Annotated in this window: 15 protein-coding genes; 3 read left to right on the plus strand and 12 right to left on the minus strand. The window is 34.8% G+C overall.

The window, feature by feature from the left end:
* The first annotated feature begins 133 nt into the window (after positions 1-133).
* Positions 134-649: an Hcp family type VI secretion system effector gene (locus BKL49_RS11645; protein ID WP_059365521.1), complete on the plus strand. Its 516-nt coding sequence runs from the start codon at positions 134-136 to the stop codon at positions 647-649.
* 166 nt (positions 650-815) lie between these two features.
* Here the strand turns inward: BKL49_RS11645 and tssM are convergent, their stop codons facing one another.
* From tssM to tssB, 12 genes are read right to left on the minus strand one after another with little or no spacing between them, the layout of a single operon-like run.
* Positions 816-4,505, minus strand: coding sequence for a type VI secretion system membrane subunit TssM (gene tssM, locus BKL49_RS11650; RefSeq protein WP_077425657.1), 3,690 nt, complete (start codon positions 4,503-4,505; stop codon positions 816-818).
* 3 nt (positions 4,506-4,508) lie between these two features.
* Positions 4,509-5,963, minus strand: a complete 1,455-nt coding sequence (gene tssA / locus BKL49_RS11655) for a type VI secretion system protein TssA (RefSeq protein WP_077425659.1) — start codon at positions 5,961-5,963, stop codon at positions 4,509-4,511.
* A gap of 1 nt (position 5,964) precedes the next feature.
* Entirely contained in the window at positions 5,965-6,603 is a 639-nt protein-coding gene (locus BKL49_RS11660; protein ID WP_077425661.1) for a type VI secretion system-associated protein TagO, read from the minus strand.
* Between the two features lie 20 nt (positions 6,604-6,623).
* Positions 6,624-7,469 (minus strand): type IVB secretion system protein IcmH/DotU, encoded by an 846-nt coding sequence (icmH, locus tag BKL49_RS11665; RefSeq protein ID WP_077425663.1) that lies wholly within the window; start codon positions 7,467-7,469, stop codon positions 6,624-6,626.
* Positions 7,469-8,815: a type VI secretion system baseplate subunit TssK gene (tssK, locus tag BKL49_RS11670; RefSeq protein ID WP_077425666.1), complete on the minus strand. Its 1,347-nt coding sequence runs from the start codon at positions 8,813-8,815 to the stop codon at positions 7,469-7,471. Before tssK ends, icmH begins: the two co-directional genes overlap by 1 nt.
* Positions 8,815-9,495: a type VI secretion system lipoprotein TssJ gene (gene tssJ / locus BKL49_RS11675; RefSeq protein ID WP_077425668.1), complete on the minus strand. Its 681-nt coding sequence runs from the start codon at positions 9,493-9,495 to the stop codon at positions 8,815-8,817. The genes tssK and tssJ overlap by 1 nt, the downstream gene beginning before the upstream one ends.
* A gap of 14 nt (positions 9,496-9,509) precedes the next feature.
* A complete protein-coding gene (locus BKL49_RS11680; RefSeq protein WP_077425670.1) occupies positions 9,510-10,289 on the minus strand; it encodes a hypothetical protein in 780 nt (259 codons plus the stop codon).
* On the minus strand, positions 10,290-11,288 hold the full coding sequence (tssG, locus tag BKL49_RS11685) for a type VI secretion system baseplate subunit TssG (RefSeq protein WP_077425672.1): 999 nt from the start codon (positions 11,286-11,288) through the stop codon (positions 10,290-10,292).
* Positions 11,252-13,006 carry a type VI secretion system baseplate subunit TssF gene (gene tssF / locus BKL49_RS11690; RefSeq protein ID WP_077425674.1) on the minus strand — a complete coding sequence of 585 codons (1,755 nt, stop codon included), beginning with the start codon at positions 13,004-13,006 and terminating at the stop codon, positions 11,252-11,254. Before tssF ends, tssG begins: the two co-directional genes overlap by 37 nt.
* Positions 13,007-13,426 (minus strand): type VI secretion system baseplate subunit TssE, encoded by a 420-nt coding sequence (gene tssE / locus BKL49_RS11695; protein WP_077425676.1) that lies wholly within the window; start codon positions 13,424-13,426, stop codon positions 13,007-13,009. It lies immediately after the preceding gene.
* An 8-nt stretch (positions 13,427-13,434) separates the two neighbouring features.
* Positions 13,435-14,922 carry a type VI secretion system contractile sheath large subunit gene (gene tssC / locus BKL49_RS11700; protein WP_077425678.1) on the minus strand — a complete coding sequence of 496 codons (1,488 nt, stop codon included), beginning with the start codon at positions 14,920-14,922 and terminating at the stop codon, positions 13,435-13,437.
* Positions 14,923-14,931: 9 nt separating this feature from the next.
* A complete protein-coding gene (tssB, locus tag BKL49_RS11705; protein ID WP_077425680.1) occupies positions 14,932-15,429 on the minus strand; it encodes a type VI secretion system contractile sheath small subunit in 498 nt (165 codons plus the stop codon).
* Positions 15,430-15,711: 282 nt separating this feature from the next.
* Here tssB and BKL49_RS11710 point away from each other — a divergent pair, with 282 nt between their 5' ends.
* A complete protein-coding gene (locus BKL49_RS11710) occupies positions 15,712-15,981 on the plus strand; it encodes a PAAR domain-containing protein (RefSeq protein ID WP_077425682.1) in 270 nt (89 codons plus the stop codon).
* A gap of 52 nt (positions 15,982-16,033) precedes the next feature.
* On the plus strand, positions 16,034-18,100 hold the full coding sequence (locus BKL49_RS11715; protein WP_077425685.1) for a type VI secretion system Vgr family protein: 2,067 nt from the start codon (positions 16,034-16,036) through the stop codon (positions 18,098-18,100).
* The last annotated feature ends 210 nt before the right edge of the window (positions 18,101-18,310 follow it).

The raw sequence follows: 18,310 nt of genomic DNA on the forward strand, positions 1-18,310 counted from the left end.
GATAATCAAATTAAAAAATACTTATTTCGGTGAAAATTTAATGTTAAGTGGCCATTTAATTTGATATAGTTATACATGTCTATCAAAGACAACAACCGTTTACATTTAATCTTTAAAGTCATAGGAGAATTTTATGCCAACACCAGCATTTATTTCCATTGAAGGTAGTAATCAAGGAAAAATTACAGCAGGTGCATTCACCGAAGATTCTGTCGGTAATGTTTATGTTGAAGGTCATGAAGATGAAATCATGGCACAAGCAATTAGCCATATCGTAACTGTTCCAACCGATCCTCAATCAGGTCAACCTTCCGGTCAACGTGTTCACAAAGCTTTCAAATTTACTTGTTCATTAAATAAAGCGGTACCATTAATGTACAATGCTTTAGCTTCTGGTGAAATGTTACCTAAAGTGGAAGTGACTTGGTTCCGTACTTCTATTGATGGTCGTCAAGAAGAGTTCTTCTCTACTGTATTAGAAGATGCTGTAATTGTAGATATGAACTTAGTAATGCCAAATGCTCAAGATCCAAGTAACGCACCATATACTCAATTATTGGAAGTAAGTATGAGTTATCGTAAAATTAACTGGGATCACACTATTGCAGGTACATCTGGCTCTGATGACTGGCGTAGACCTCAAGTTTAATTTTGTAAGTCGTTAAAAAAGCTAAATAATCCGTTATTTAGCTTTTTTATTTTGTAAGCAAAGAAACTATTTTACATCGTTTTTAATTATTGCATTTACACAATCCCGAGCGTTTTCTTTAAATGTAATAAAAATGGGGAAAACATATTAGTCTTCCCCTATTGAATTAATTACCATTTAGGTTATCTTCAACGTCCACTTCCTCATAAATCTCCACCGGCTCTAATACATCCTTAGTTTCTTTTTCAGTATCAAGTAACTTAGCCGGTAAGTTAAATCTATTCAATGTATTACCAAAGAATGGATTCGTGCCATTTTCAATGGTTAATCGATAATTAATTGCACCACCATTTAATTTAAATGAAAGATCTACTGATTGTCCATTAACCTTCTTAGATGCCATATCAAAAACTCTAAACAGAGACCAATCTCCAGTACGACGTAATGTGGACGAATCCCCTAGAGAAGAGATTAGTGTTAAACTTGTTTCCACATCTTGTCTTGTAGTATTTGGCCAAATTAATCGACTTGCTGACGGTGCTTCATGGCTATACTTAACTAATTGACCATCAATATTCAACGTTGAAGCAGTAAATTTGCCCGAAAGCCCTAGCGGTTTTAAGCTAAATGAGACATTTACATTACCTGATGAATCAAAATAATTTCTTTGAATATCTTGTAGCTCTTGAAGTACAGTTAAAAAGTCTGAAGAAATTATATTTTCTCCATTTACAACTGAAAGCTCGGCATTATCTTCCAAAAAAAATTTCAAATAGTCATTGTAAAAACGCTGCACTCGTCCATTTGGTCCAAAGAAATCTCGAAAATCATCTAATGAGATATTTTGTGTTGCTTTACGATTTAATGGATAACGGTTCGCAATTCTATTTTGGTAGAAACTATAAACATTACGATTCCATAGTGTATTAATTTCATTTAGTGCCGTTTTTAATTCTAATAACCAAGCTTCATCAGCAATTTTATTTAACTGAACAGATAATGGCTCGGCCATTTCGTTTGCCAGGCGTTTCAAGTCAATAGTTGGATTTGTCCGTTCCAAATTCAATTCTGACATTATCGCTTTTAATGCTGTTTGTGATGGTTCGGGCGATTTCTGAATAGTTTGCATATAAAACTTAAGTTCAGAAAGTTTTTTCATTACATCATCAAAATGAGCCTGGCTATCTGTAGATGCTTTTAACTCGTTTGTCAACGGAGCAAAATATTGTGCAATCCGTAACGATGCCATCTGATTTTCTGTCGCGACATTTGTATTTTTACTTGTATTCTCAACATTCACATCCGATAAGCTAGGGTAAATATCGCTATTCTTATCAACCAAATTAACCATTTTCTGCAAAGGTTTTTCACTACCAGTCAAAGCTTCCAAAACATCAACGGCATGACGTAAATCAACAAAATGAACGACACGAAGATTATTCAAAGCATCTTGCCAGGTTTCTATATAATCTATGATATAACGTTCACGAATTTCAGCTGACAAATTTTCCAACTCTTCCTTTGAATAGTTCGTCGTTTGCTGTTTACCAAGAACCCAAGCATCTATTGCGGCGAGCTCCAATAAATCTTGTGCCTTTAAATCATAGAAATCTTTATACGCCCAATCAGTAAATAATGGACTAATTAATGTGCCACTCCAACTAATATTCTTATCTTTAAAAAATAATTTAGGGTCTTCTGTTGTTAAATCACTTTTAAAAATTGTGCTGAACGTTGATCCTATTTCCTCTTTAAGATCTGTTGCAGGTTGTAACTCTGTATTAGCCAAAATTTTGAAATTTTGATAAACACGATCTGCTAATGGCAGCTTGCTATATTCCTGCTGCTTTTCTGCTATTTTTTTATCAAACAGACTCAAATCAGGATCAACATACTTCATCGCGTAGTTAAAATGAGCCATTAATTGACGCTGAATATCCGGATTCTTAGGATAATTCTTCTGTAAATACCCAATCATCCATTGCTCAGGAATCTTAACCTTACGATTTGTAATATCGTCAATCATACGATAAACACGCAATAATTCCAGACCTTCATTGCTATCTTCCGGCAATGCATCCATCTGTTCAATCAGCCCCATCGCTATTTCAGGCAAGAAACGCTCTCCTAAGAATTTTTTATAGACTTCACTCAGTTTTTCACCTACTTTTTTACCTTGATATAAGCCAAAGTCTTCAATAACAGGTAGTGCTTTTTCATAATCCCCATAAGCATATGTTGCTTGACGTAACATATTTAACGGTTTTAATAAATTACGTCCGGTCGGATCCATGGATTGACTTACATTCATTTGGCGAAACTCATCTGTTAATTTAAGTGCTTTAACTGTTGCAGCTTTATTTTGGTAAAAATAACTTTGCCATGTGACTAGCAGACAGATGCCACAAATAGCAATACCAACAGCACCGAAAATAAACTTACGTTTATTTCGGCGACTTTCTTTCTCATTATCGCTCACCAAACCAGCTTCGGGATAAATAATATTTTGGAAAAAATTATATGTGAAATAAGTTCTATGGGATCTTTCCGGTGAATAACTTGGCACCACATGCGGCAAATCAAACTGCTTAGAAATAGCCGTTTGATAAAAATCCATTGGGATACCTTCTTGAAAGATTGAAGAAAAATATACGCCTCTCACATAAGGCGTTGTCGTGAAACGATCACTTTCGAGCACATCACTAATAAATTGCAGTAGAATATTTTGCATCCCACCAAGTTGACGAGCATACATATAAAGCGATTCACGTTCTTCTTGAGAAATTGTTCCTGCAAGTCGATCAAAAATGATTTCTTCAACTTCTTTAACAAAAGCAGAATAGCTATCGGCAAGTTCTTTTGTCCAATTATCAATCTGTTCGTCTGTATTTAATGTAAAAGAGAAACCAAGGTTTTGGTGGCGTTCTGCTTGTTTTAGATCATCATAAAAAGCTTCAAAACCTTCAATAAGATCAGATTTGTTTAAAACAACGTACACCGGAACTCTAGCACCAAACTGCTCAGTAACTTCACGAATACGGTTGCGCAATATCACAGCTAAAGCCTGTCTATCACTATGGTTTGAAGCAATAAGTTTTGGTAAATCAACGACTAAGATAATCCCATTAATAGGACGTTGAGGACGAACATCATTAATCCAATCAAGCAAATGTCTCCACAATCCCTTTGCTACTTTTCCATCAGGATCTTTTTCAGAATTTAATTGCTGGATCATCCCACCTTCGGGATCAAGTAAAATAGCATCATCACTCGCCCACCAATCAATCTGATACATAGTATGTTCACGCATATAGCGCTTAGACGTTCTTTCAACAGCCGTCAAAGTAAATTTTTGATTAGAACGATTAATAAAACTGGTTTTTCCTGATTCAGGTGAACCAATCACCATATACCAAGGCAATTGGTAGATATAGTCTTTATTAGATAGATGCTCTTTTAAAGATTCAGCCATCAGCTCGAGACTATCGTCCTGATCCTTGATATAAGGCAGAATAATATCTTTTTCTTCCTGTTCTTTTTCTAATTCATTTTTTTCTTTACGTAAGCGAATATTCTTTAACTGAAGCTTCAAGATAACGATAATTGCCAAAGTCAATAAAACAATAACTGTTGCAATAATTCGACTTCCTATTCCCACTTGTTTTGCTAATTCATAATCCCAGCCATTTTCGTTTGATATACCAGAAAAGCTCCACGAAGTTCCATAAGTCCAAATGCCAACAAAAAGTAGAATCAGCCCTAACACAAATAACACAGGAAATGAGTTTCTTAAATGCGAAAATATTGGACGTGTAAATTGGCGAAAAAGACCAAGAATTCGGTTTATATAATTCATTAATTATCCTTTAATAATTTGTTTTTTGAACTGCTCTAATTGCTTAAAGAAAGTACTATCCCACTCTTCTACTACATACTTTTTACTATTGTCAATCAACTCAGAAAGCTCATTAAGAGCAATTGCCTGCATGCCCTCTTTTAAAAATAAGCGTATTTTTTCAAATTGGAGATAATGCCGAGAACGAATATCTATAGCCGATTTTAACTGCTCATCAATCAATTTCAATACAGACATAAACCCATCAGATGAATAACGTACCTCAAAATCATTCATCAACTCACCCATTGATGATATTTGGTTAGACGGATTGACCATGGACTCAGCAAACAACCAATTCGAAACTATTTCATTTAAGAATGGTTCACCATTTTGAAATTTTGCAAAATTAAACATTGGATATTTATCAACAAACTGTCTTGTCACATTCCTGATTGCTTCAGCAGCTTCATTAAATTTTAAAGCCTGACAACATTTAGCTGATAAATAACTGCCCTCAATCCAATATGGGCTTGTTGTAACTGTTTTTTCTATGCGCTCCAATAAATCAGTACTTGGAGAAGATGTTATTTGTTCTGTATAGTCACTCACTTTATCCGCCGAAACAGACTGCATCATTGTATTTCCTTGAGCATTCATTTCTGGTAACTGCGTAATGCCATACCATAACCCAAAACGACGACTTACATACCCTAATACAGAAGCAGGTTCAATCGAACAAGTTGTATCTGCAACTTGAAGATAAAATTGCTTTAATCGTCTTGAGTTAGTTAAATCAACTCTATCTATATTAGGAAAATTAGATGGCTCATTAGTGATAGTTTCTTGGACTGATAAAGTAGCGCTTTTTCCAATTTGAATAGTACCCAAGTTCTGATTTGAATTTTTTTCGATTGTCAATAATTTCTCTTTAGAATTTGACCGCTCTTTTACAAAACGCTGAAGTCGATTAAGAACAGATTCAGCATTAGAAACGAAATTAGTCAATTGAGAAATAAGCTCACTAATGAGTACACTAGACCTATCATATTCCACATAAGTAAATTCTATACTCGAATTACCCGCCATTGCATTTTCAATCCGTTCAAAAATAAGGTTTATTGATTTCTCTTTAAAACGATTAACTGTATTATCTTTTGACGGTTTAGGATAGGCAACAAAAAGATATTTCTTATTGAATTCAGAAAATAAAGATAAAAAATCTAATAAATTAGATTTAAAAGCTTTATGTAACAAGGCATACCCCAAATATTGTAACACTTTGTAATCTTTGCAAATATTTGATAAATATTGGGTAGAGTAATTAATTAGTTCATCCCAATTTATACTATCATGTTGTAATGAACCAAATTTTATTACTTGTTCATCAATAGCAGAAAAAACCGCCCCCTCCTCATCAGGAATACCAACCGGAGATCCTTCACCAATAATATCATTTAAGATATCTTGATATTTCATTCTACCAACCACATTCTTTTCTTATAGACGCAACTTTAGAAGCTAATCCATTATTCTTAAATATAAAACTTCTATTCTCTTGGGGAATTAAAACTGAAAATGAATCAATATACAAAATTGATTTTAACTGTTGAATTGCGTATAACCCCCGACCAGCATCTAACATATACCCTCGTTCAGTGCTTTGCCAATCAATTTTAGATGCCACCTGGTTAGTCTCATTATTTACAATATGAACGCTTGCTATACTAGTCTTAACAGGTTTATCTAATGCAATCTGAAATCGTGTAATATTATCCTTACAGGCAATATAAATAGCAGCTTTTTCATCCTTACTGGGCAATGCAACTTCTAAATTGCTCTCAGAAGCTACAAAATGATTGTCATCTTTCGTCAATGTAAAAATATCACCAACTAATTTAGGGATAAGGTTACCTATAATTCTATCATCAATAACCTGCGTTCTAACCGGTGTATTAAAAAAACGATCAAAACAAGCAAGACGGTTAGCATTTGATTTTATTAGCGTACATTGTTCTGGTTGAACTTTCTGTTCCGACAATACCTCAGCGGAAGCCATTGATAACAAACCTAGTAAAACAGACTTATACATGAAGCAAAAATTGCGAGTTATTATCATAAATCCCCCTAAAAGACATACTACATGTTATTCATAATATCATTAATATTATGAATAACATCTGTCGAGTGTGAGTCTAAGAGCATGCTATATATAAAATAAATCAACGCAAAAACCAATAAGCTCCCACATATAAGGTGGTTTAACAAAAACGGTTTCTTTATTGTATAATCTTTCCTATATAAATGTATTTGTTGCTTCCTTTGATAATCATAACCTCGCAATGGTCTCAACGTTTTCTGTAACTTTAACAGTATATTTTGTATATTTTCTTGACTATGAGGATTTAATGCATACTGCCCTTTAAACCCTAATGCTAAACAAATATACATAAATTCCAGTAATTCATGGTACTTTTCTGGCTCTAGCATTGTTCGAGATAAAATAGAATAAAACTTCTCTCCTCCCCAAGTTTCATTATGGAAATAAGCTAATAAAGAGCGTTGCCCCCAAATAGACGAGCTTCCCCATGGGGTCGCCATAACCATTTCATCAATAAATGTACAAATACAATACCTAAATGATAACTGAAATGCACTATCATAATTAAGAGCTTTCACCTTCTCACTTAACGCAGAAATTTCATTCTGCATTCTAGAATACAGTCCAGTAATATCATCCAAATGAGAAATCTTTCTTAAACGAAGTGCGCTAATAAGTAAAGGATTAGCCAATTCAATTAATGAATTATAGGTATGAGTTTGTAACTGGAAATCGTAGTCTATGTCAAAATCAATATTTCCAACTTGTTCATATAATAGATCCGTCTTTTCATTAATAACAGGAAGATTATTAGTAATAAAAACGCTATCTGCAGACATATCTACTGAAGAATTATATGTATTTAATAATTTTTGATTACTCACTACGATAAATCTCCTCGAATAGCCCAAAGTTCAAGCTCTAACCCCGGATAGCTTCCTACTATATGAAAACCCAATCCAGATGATGATAACAAACTTTCCCAAAACGGAGAGGTTTTATCTAACTGAAAATATATAAAACCGGAATGATAAGGTAAATATCGTGGAGCCACAGGTAGTGCATGTATTGGCACACCAGGTAACTGTAAATGTACTAATTGGTTAATTTGTTCAATACTTGAAATTTTAGTTTGTTGAACAAATTGATTTTTTAATAAATCCGGCTGTAGGTGTGCTTTAACCGCAATAATAAATTCGGCAGTAGAATAAAGAGAAGGATCATTTACTTGAGCAGTATAAACACCATATTGGTGTGCCACAATAGGTAATGAAATAACCCTTGTATTAGTCACAACGCTCAAATAAGATTTTATATCACTAAACAATGAATTCAGCGAAAGAGCCGGATTATCATGCAAATATTCATAGAAGGTTTCAGAAAAGCGTTCTTTTAGAACAAACGTAGCTAACTCACTATGTAAAGATGCAAGGAATTTATATACAGCTAATGGATGATTCTTACCTAATTTTACTATACTCTTCACAAGAGGTAACACTCGGTTTAATGTCAAAAGCATCAGAAAATCATTAATATCAGCGACTCCAGACTGTTCAGGATTTCCAATTCGACTGGCAATATTCTGCGCTCGTAACGAAATTAAGTCCGATAACTCTGATAACTTCTTAACAAACACCGGCATTGCACCAACATTTAACGACATTGGATAAAAATCGTCATCTAATATCACTTGATGATCAAAGGAAATATCCTTTATTTTAGCAACAGGTAAAGTAACATAGCTACTAAGATCCTCTAGTGAGGATTTTAAAAAATATTGATTTTTTAATAACTCAATTTGGGAGTAAGTTCCATTCTCGCTATGAACATCTTTTACTTCTGTAAAAATTATTTCACTTCTAGAATCAATAATATCCGAGCTATTTGATAAATACTTAACCTCCATCTCCCCTACACCAGCAAAAGGTAAACAAAGGTAAATGGTTTCACCAATCAAATGACTACTAATACTTATAGGAGAAGGAAGACTATCCGTTAGAGGTAAATTAAAAAGAGTTCCATCAGGCATAACCCCCTTACACTGAGTAAGAGCGAATTTTCCATAAGCAAGTTGTTGCTGATCAAATATAACCTTCTCAAACCCGAAATTATAGCTTGAAATATCTATAATCTGTTTTAATTGAGAAGTCAAAAAACGACTTTCTTGCTGAAAATGTTGAGGCCTAATAAATAGGCCTTCTTTCCATAAAACCCGATTTGATACAGACATTAGTTATCCTTATAAATCTCAACTTTTGAATCCAACACTCTAATCAATAAAGGATAACTTTCTCCCCCTTTAGGTTTAACTTGAACAATCCCCTTCCATTTACGGTTTTCGTAGCCATTATAAAGCGCAACAACACCAATATAATATGTTTTTTCATTTAATGCTTCAAAATCAATGAATCTAAATTGATTAGGTGCAATGATTAAATCAATATTAGAGATATAAGTTTTACCTAGAGAATCTGTAAAATCATTACCTCTGAAATCATCATATGTACTACTTAAAAATAAAGATTTATCCGTTAACTGAAATACTTTCAACATTACTGGTGTTGCACGAGTATCCGCTTTGCCCTTTTCCTGTTCAATAACTTGTTTATCTGCGTTAGAGCTATTAGCTGTAATATTTTTTCGATATTCATCCATTGTTATTGGGGGCTTTAATTTCCCTTTTGCAATATCAAATTCTTCTGAATACTCCATATCAGCCTCATCACTAACAACAGCGACAAAATCATCCTTAGGAGAATAAACATTGATATTTGCACGATCTGTTGCATAAATAGACAATGAATAAGTAGAAGCCTTTGTCAGGCGCGGATTCACATTTGGTTCATTAGAAGAACAACCGATAATAGCTAATGCTACTACAGGAAATATAAATAAAGATTTCAATTTCATAAGTTTTCCTTAAGTTATTTAATAAAAAATAGAGGATCTAAAACAGTATCCTTCTTCATCTCAATTTTTCTTGGAGAAGATATACCACCCCGTGATAATACTTTATTTTCAACAACTAAGTTATCCGTATCGGGTTGGAACTCATAGGACAGTGTACTAAATTCAGTAGGAGCGTAACACTCCAATCCACTTTCGATATTTGGATTAAAAAATTTGTAATCTGCTACTCTAATTCGCTCAGAAGTATCATTAACAACTTCTACATTCATATCTTCTTCATCTACTTTTAATGCCAATAAAGGATCAAGGTTTATTTCATTCGCTTTTTGTACCAACAAATCATTATCATCACTACGTACATTCACCAAATGGGCTTTATCCCTATGCACTTCTAAATTTAACATCAACTTATCTGTTGGCTTATTGACTAAATAAGATAACTCATCTTGTAACGTTACAACTTCTACTTCATTTGTAAAAACCTTAGCTCTTATTTTATAGTTAAACAAAGAAATAAGATCATTATCATTCAATTTTATTACTCCATCTTCAGGGAGTGGTCGAGTTGAAGCATTAATGAAAACATTCTTGGTATGTGCAACCAAACAGAAACACGAATTATAATATCTTATCTCAAATTCAATACTTGAAAGCTCATTTTTTAAATTATTTATCTTCCATTGAGAGTTTATTCCAGAACCGACATAACCACCTAACAGGTCAAAATAGCAGTGTGGTAATGTTCCGCATTCAAGCATAAAGGCATCAGTCACCATTAGTAAAAGCTTATGCACTTACATGTCTCCTTCAATAAGAACCCTACCTAAAAAACAGCCACTAGCTAAATCCGAATTTATCAGAGTTGTCCACCCTAAGAGACTTGAATTTTCCTTTCCTAGAATAAAAACTGATTGCGTACTGGGGTGTAACCCTAAGGATACATCATAAGGTAATGGATCCTTCATTAGAAAACAAATCAATTCTTTAAGACGCGTATACATTAATGTATTCGGCAAAAAACGATAAAAATCATCAAGTTTTAAATTATTTATATTTATTCTAAACTTATTTGAATAAGATTCAACTTTATCTCCAGAGATGAAACTTTCACCTAATACAATATTTTTCATTCCAAGCTGATTCTTCTGTTCTTCTTCAATCTCTACTAATTGACGAATATATTCATCAATATACACGTTATCTAATTCAAAATAATCTTTTATAATATATTCAAGAACTTTTGCTGTTCTCACTCCAGATTGTATTAATCCAATATAACGGAAAATTTTACTCCAATTCAGAGTTGAGGAATTCAGAAAATTTCTAGGCACTCCTAATAAATTTAATATGCTTTGAGAATAACTATCAGAAAAATCAGACTTAAATGTGATATAGTATTTATACTTTCGCCAAATCTGATGAAACATAGCAATCAAGTGATGATTAAAAAAGTCTAAATACCTTGTCTGAACAGATTCATTTTCATAAAACTCCTCAGCTATTTCATCTAATACGTTACCTGGTAAAGGACCTGAAGAACCCTGTAACCCAAGAAAATTAACTAAAAATTGAAACTGCCATTTATTTCCTCGATCAAGAATTAATAATCTCTCTATATCTCCAGTGGGAAAACTAATTTTAGGATTACTAAAAAATTGAAATATAGATTCCTCAATTAATGTATTTTCTAAGTCATTTAATTCTACAGAGGATAAATCAGCAATAGCTTCGACAAGCTGGTGAAAACCAAATTCCCTTAGATCACTCCGTGAAGAGATGTTCTCTGTTCCCATTTAAATATCTCATTATTACTTGTATTCACTACTTCTAATATATGAAACGAATTAATTGTCCCATATAATCTAAAAAATTCAGCTAAAATGGAACCAAACAAAAAAAGCTCACCTTCGCAGAGAAAATTATTACTGTTTATCTTAAGCTCTGACTTTTGTCCTCTATACACAACTCCTTTAACAACCTTATCAATCGGACGTGTATGAATAAATTCCATTCCGGCCAATCTCTTCTCCGTCCTTCTCATTGCTTGAATATCATAAACAGATAAGAAATCATAAATTAATAAAATTTCTTTTAAAATTTCTAGTTTTGTCAAAGACAAATAATTTAACGAAAGATTAGAAATTAATTTCCATTGAAGCGTTTCATCCAGTATTGCACGAACACTTTTTACCGGCAATGTAATATTTTTAAAATCAATATAGGAAGGAGTATTTTGAGATGGTACACAAATATCTCCTATACCTAATAATTCTGGCAGATTATGATTAGTACAGTCTAACTCTATAGAAACAGTTTCCCTTGTATTCTCTAAAACTTTATTCATATCAGAAACAAAAGAAATGTAATGATCATACTTTGTTTCTTGGATATTATCCTTAATAATTGATTTATAATACCCTTTCTTGTTCAATCCTAAACTATGTCCGAATGATTCAAATTTAGAGTAACCACGCACCTCAGTGGAATGTAGCTCTTTAGCTACCCTAGAACCTAAAACATTTTTAATATCAAAAATTTCAAAATGTTCACGATTAAATCCTGTGGGTATAACTGGGTATAGATCTCTTTTTCCATCAAAATTGATAGGTACCGCATCGTGTTCAAATAAATTAAGTATTGGTACACAATAAAGCGAAAAATCCAGCCTTGTTAATTTAAGATCTTTCGGAAAGGCACGATTAAATTCAAATATTATTTTAAATTTTTTAGCTTCTATTGTCCTTAAATACAAGTGAAGTTGTTTCAATTTAAAAAAGTAGAATTTTTTAGGAAAAAAGAAAAACTCCTGAATTAATCGATATCCATCAAAAGCGTTATCTGGATATGGAATAAGCGACTCATTCTTATCAAAACCAACTGGAGATATGATATCAATAGGCAAACCAATTATTTTATCTCCAGATTTTATACAGATCCTTGTTAAATAATTAAAAAGCCATTGGTAACAAGTCAATGCACTATAATCGCTACCTGATAAATAAAAAGACAATTCATCACACTGTAATGACGATAAACCATTATCTGTTATACTCTCTAAATCTAATTCAATTGTTGTCGATTCAGTACCTGATACACTATTTACAGCTTCCAAAACCAGTGGGTAAACCGCAACATCCATAGTCGTCTGAAATTGACAGGCAGTACCATCAACAGGCTTTGAAAATACAGAAGTGCCTTTTGGTATAACGTGTTTTGTACTAATAGCTCTTTCTTTTGGTTGAAAACTTAAAATAGCACTACTAGGCAAAGGACGAAGATAATTAGGCCAAAGAAGTTGAATCATTGATTGACTTATCTCCGGTAAATTGTCCTTTAATTTTTCTTTCAAACGTGCTGTTAAAAATGCAAAAGATTCAATAATTCTTTCTGCTTCAGGATCAACAATCTCATCAGATAAAAAACGCGATAAGTGGGGATAACTCTTTGAAAAATACTGACCATCTTTTTTTAGAAAATCTAATTCAGCTCTAAAAAACTCTCTCAAAGACATTTACATAATCCTAAACTTTTTATTTGAACTATCTAAAATAATATTCAGTTCAGTTAACTCACTCTTTTGTTTTAGTAACACAACACAAGTAACTCGGAAATTAAGTTGAAGTACATCATAAATATCTGGGATATACTCTATTTTTGTAATTCGCACTCTAGGCTCGTAACGTTCCAAACTTGAACGAATATTTGAAATAATAGCCTGACTCAAACTTAGAGCTGTAGCTGTTGCATCATTAAAATCTTTTAAACCAAAACCGGGTGCACATAATGTGCACCCTTCTCTAGAATTTAATATTAATTCTATATTCTTTTTTATTGAATGAATCAAGTCACTAACAAGTTCAGCATCAGTCTTTCGTCGGATAACATTCGTATTATTTCGCGATGCTGTTTTGATCCTGTTCCAAAATCCCATATAAGGAACTACTTATTGCTATCAATATCTAATCGACCAACAAGGGAAAGATCAAAACTAGCCCCCATATACTTGAAGTGCGGTCGAACTGATAAAGAAACCTTATACCAACCAGGCTCTCCGGCCACACTCGAAACCTCTACTTTGGCTGAGCGTAAAGGACGACGACTACGAACTTCAGCCGGTGGGTTTTCTTGATCAGAAACATACTGCTTAAGCCACACATTTAACTCTCGTTCAAGATCTTGACGCTCTTTCCAGGAACCAATCTGCTCACGCTGTAAAACTTTCAAATAATGTGCCAAACGATTCACTATAAACATATACGGTAATTGCGTACCAAGCTTATAATTCGTCTCAGCAGCTTTTCCCTCTTCCGTATTAGGAAATTTTTTTGGTTTTTGTACAGAATTTGCAGAGAAAAATGCCGCATTATCACTTCCTTTACGCATTGTTAAAGGAATAAAACCCTCATCAGCTAATTCAAACTCTTTACGATCTGTAATCAAGACTTCCGTTGGAATTTTAGCTTGAAGTTGACCAAATGACTCAAACAGATGCACAGGAAGATCTTCAACTGCGCCTCCACTTTGTGGACCAATAATATTCGGACACCAACGATACTTAGCAAAACTATCTGTTACCTTTGAGGCCATTAAAAATGCCACATTACTCCATAAATAATTATCATGCTTGCCATTAACACCTTCTTGGTAATTAAAAGTCTTGACCGGATTTTCGATCGGATCATAAGGCAAACGAGATAAAAAGCGGGGCATCGTTAGTGCTAAGTATTTGGAATCTTCCGACTCTCTTAGAGAGTGCCATTTTGCATAACGAGGACCTTCAAAAATATCCTTCACCTCTTTAATTTCAGATAAAGAAGCATAACTATCCAATCCAAAAAACTCAGGGCCTGCAGCAGAAATAAACGGTGCATGAGACATTGCTCCAACGGAAGACACATATTGTAATAATTTAATATCTGGAGCTGATGGCGTGAAAGTATAATTCCCTACGATTGCAGCAACAGGCTCACCACCAAATTGTCCGTAATTGGCAGAATAAACATGTTTATAAAGACCACTTTGAGTCACATCTGTCGCATATTCAAAATCATCAAGTAACTCTTCTTTACTAACATTTAATATTTCAATCTTGATGTTTTCACGAAAATCGGTACGATCAACAAGCAACTTTAAACCACGCCAAGCTGATTCCATTTCTTGGAATTTTTCGTTATGCAAAATCTCGTCCACTTGATGACTAATTTTTTCATCAAGACGAACTATCATTTCATCAATTAATGTTTTATTTACAACCGTATCGGCATTATCTGACTTTAACATCTCAGAAATAAATTCAGCAATACCACGTTGCGCAACACTATAATCTTCATTTTCAGGTTTAAAACGAGTCTGCTCCATAATTTGATCAAGCAAACTAGTTGTTTGAGCTTTCTGCTCAGCTTTTACCATTTGATCTTTAGCAACCATAAATCTACCTTATTCTTTTTCTAAAATGATAGCCAACTCTTTCTCCAATGATTCTCTTGCACTTGGATCAGCAATAAGCTCTTGTAATTTATTCCTAAATGCAGGAATATTTCCCATCGGTCCCTTCAAGGCAAGTAACGCCTCACGCAACTCTAAAAGTTTATTCAACTGAGGAACTTGCTTCGCAATATTATCCGGAGAAAAATCCGCCATGCTTTCAATCTTAAGGCTTATCCCGATATCTTGGTTTCCAGCATCGTCCTCCAAACGATTTGGTACCGCTACATCAATGGTTAAATTTGATTGTTTCATTACCGCATCAAAATTATTTTTATCAACAGAAACAGTTTCTCTTTCTTCTAGACTCAGATCTTCCGCAGTCCCTTTAAAGTCTCCGGTTACAAGAAGTTTTAATGGTAATTCAACTTCATCAACCTGCCCTTCTGTAGCGGGAGTATATTTGATGTTAATGCGCTCTTTCGGCGCAACGGAACCTATTTTTGACATATAAAATCCTCTCTGAAATTAAACTGTGTTCTGCTTTAGCAAGGAAACAATAAACCGGAAAATGCTAAGATTATAGAAAATCCCTCTCACTAAATCAATGTACAAAGCAACAATAAAAATTTGAAGCTGTATTATAAAGGAATACATGCAAATTTGACTATGTTTTTTGTACACTAACTTCAAGTTCATTAAAAATAAAAAACACATAATAAGTCAAGAAATTTTGATTATTTTGGTTTAGAATGATTAAGTGAATTTCTGTATTCATTAATAGGAGGAAACATGCCAGCTCGCCGAGTAATCGTGATTGGAGACAAAACATCTCACGGAGGAACAGTCTTACAAGGATCACATTCTATGACAGCAGGAGGTAAAAATATTGCTTTACAAGGTGATCTCACCGCCTGTCCTAAGTGTAAAGGCAATTTCCCTATCGCAGAAGGTTCATCAAAAATGTCAGCCCATGGCAGAGGTGTCGCATTAGAAGGGATGAAAACAGCTTGTGGTGCAGAACTACTCGCCTCACAGTCTCTTGTTCGGGCTGAAGAGTAATTTCTAAATCACATAAATATTTTACAATCACATTCTCATAGGAATATATAAAATGGCAGTGCAATCCAATTACCGTTACAGCCTCACTGTAAACGGCACCATACAGTTTGATGTTGTCAGTTTCGTGTTAAAAGAACAACTCTCTTCTTTATTCCGTCTTGAATTGGAAGTTGCAAGTTTTGGCGTCGAACCTAATTTCCACACCATTATTGACCACAATGCCACCCTCACTTTTTGGCAAAATGACCAAGCCATTCGCCATGTCAATGGTATCGTGACAAGCTTTAATCAAGGAAAAACTGGGTTTTCCCGCACTCGTTATCATATGGTTATTGAACCTTCCCTTTGTCGGGCAAACTTACAAACCGATTTACGAATTTTCCAACAACAAGATAGCCAAAAAATTATTGAAACCCTACTCCAAAAAAACAATACTCCACAAAGCCGATTCCACTTACAAGACCCATATTGGACGCGTGAATACTGCGTACAGTATCGTGAAACCGATTTAAACTTTATTGAACGTTTGGCCGCAGAAGAAGGATCATACTATTATTTTGAACACTCCGAAGATAGCCATATCCTCCACTTCTCCAATAGCACTGCACTTGCCGAAAAAAAAGGAACTTTAGTCTATAATGCGATGCCGGCCGGTGAACGCCCTGAAGCAGCCGTATGGCATTGGGCGTATGAAGAAAAACTGACTTCGACCCACCAAACCTTGCGAGACTATACATTCACCAATCCCCGTTATAACCAAGAGCACCAATCAGCACAACAAGGCAATAATATTCTAGGTGAATACCGCACAGGACAATATGAGCGTTACGACTATCCAGGACGTTATAAACGTGATGCACAGGGTAAACCTTTTACACAATATCGCTTAGAATATGAACGCCGTGAAGCAGAAGTGGCTTTTGCCAAAAGTGACGTTCTACACGTCCAACCTGGTTATGTATTTGATTTAACGGGCCATTCACGTGATGCGTTTAATCGTGATTGGCTGATAATTGGTGTTGAGCATTATGGTTGGCAACCCGGCGTGTTGGAAGAGGAAGCCGGTGAAGACGGTAACCGTTATGAAAATCAAATCAAACTTATCCCAAACACTGCACAGTGGCGTCCGACTCCACAGCCCCGACCAGTTGTTGAAGGAGTGCATATGGCGCATGTAGTGGGTCCCGTCAATGAAGAAATTTACTGCGATGAATGGGGACGAGTAAAAGTCCAATTCCCATGGGATCGTGAAGGACAAAATAATGAGCACAGCTCTTGTTGGATTCGTGTCAGCCAAGGTTGGGCTGGTGCGCAGTTTGGGCATATCGCCATTCCACGTATTGGTCATGAAGTGATGGTAGATTTCTTAGAAGGCGATCCTGATCAACCGGTAATTATTGGTAGAACTTATCACAGCACGACCGAACCGCCTTATGCTCTACCGGAGCATAAGACCCGCATGACGATCAAATCCAAAACCCACAAGGGCAATGGTTTTAATGAGCTCCGATTTGAAGATGAAAATGGTAAAGAAGAGGTATTCATCCACGCCGAACGTGATCAAAACAATGTAGTAAAAAATGATGAAACCACCCAAATTGGACACGATCGTACAGAACAGATCGGACACGATGAAACAATCACTATCGGCAACAACCGTACGGAAACCGTAGGGCAAGATGAATCCTTAACCATCGGACGTGACCAATCCAACAAAATCAATCGTAATCGAATGACCAAGATTGAAAAAGATGAAGTGTTGAATATTGGTAACAATTTGGCCCTTGATATTTATGCCAATCAACACGCAAAAATTGGTCGCGATTATACTCATCAAGCCAATCGAAATGCATTGCTTAAAGTCGGCAAAGAGTTAAAACACCATAGCAAAAACACTCAAATGACCGGTTCAAGTCTTGTCAAAATTCGAGGTAAGTCCGGTACAATCGTAATTGATAGCAAAGGCATTACATTAAAAGGTAAAGTCACAGTGAAAGGCAACTTAGTCACCCAAGGAGGCACACCCGAATCTCCCCAAGCGTTATCCTTCACCGCAAATGATGCAAAACCAACTTGTGAAGTTTGCGAGGCAATGAAAAACCAAAAACAAACCGGATAATTCTTAATACATAAACAAGTTAAAGGGAGGATTTCCTCCCTTTCTGCTTCAAAAAAATTAAGGTAAAATTAACCGCACTTTTTATGACAATAACCTCTCATCAGAACACACAAACCATGACAGAATCTCAACTCTGGGTTGGTTATTATCAACTCAGCTATCTTACCCGTCCCCAACATCTCTATTTTGGTCACCTTATCGCCTTTGCAC

The sequence above is a fragment of the Rodentibacter myodis genome (assembly GCF_001999305.1).
Classification (GTDB): domain Bacteria; phylum Pseudomonadota; class Gammaproteobacteria; order Enterobacterales; family Pasteurellaceae; genus Rodentibacter; species Rodentibacter myodis.

Coding starts and splice junctions, on each gene's coding strand:
- BKL49_RS11645 (WP_059365521.1), top strand. CDS start 134: ATGCCAACACCAGCATTTATTTCCATTGAAGGTAGTAATCAAGGAAAA.
- tssM (WP_077425657.1), bottom strand. CDS start 4,505: ATGAATTATATAAACCGAATTCTTGGTCTTTTTCGCCAATTTACACGT.
- tssA (WP_077425659.1), bottom strand. CDS start 5,963: ATGAAATATCAAGATATCTTAAATGATATTATTGGTGAAGGATCTCCG.
- BKL49_RS11660 (WP_077425661.1), bottom strand. CDS start 6,603: ATGATAATAACTCGCAATTTTTGCTTCATGTATAAGTCTGTTTTACTA.
- tssK (WP_077425666.1), bottom strand. CDS start 8,815: ATGTCTGTATCAAATCGGGTTTTATGGAAAGAAGGCCTATTTATTAGG.
- tssJ (WP_077425668.1), bottom strand. CDS start 9,495: ATGAAATTGAAATCTTTATTTATATTTCCTGTAGTAGCATTAGCTATT.
- tssG (WP_077425672.1), bottom strand. CDS start 11,288: ATGGGAACAGAGAACATCTCTTCACGGAGTGATCTAAGGGAATTTGGT.
- tssF (WP_077425674.1), bottom strand. CDS start 13,006: ATGTCTTTGAGAGAGTTTTTTAGAGCTGAATTAGATTTTCTAAAAAAA.
- tssE (WP_077425676.1), bottom strand. CDS start 13,426: ATGGGATTTTGGAACAGGATCAAAACAGCATCGCGAAATAATACGAAT.
- tssC (WP_077425678.1), bottom strand. CDS start 14,922: ATGGTTGCTAAAGATCAAATGGTAAAAGCTGAGCAGAAAGCTCAAACA.
- tssB (WP_077425680.1), bottom strand. CDS start 15,429: ATGTCAAAAATAGGTTCCGTTGCGCCGAAAGAGCGCATTAACATCAAA.
- BKL49_RS11710 (WP_077425682.1), top strand. CDS start 15,712: ATGCCAGCTCGCCGAGTAATCGTGATTGGAGACAAAACATCTCACGGA.
- BKL49_RS11715 (WP_077425685.1), top strand. CDS start 16,034: ATGGCAGTGCAATCCAATTACCGTTACAGCCTCACTGTAAACGGCACC.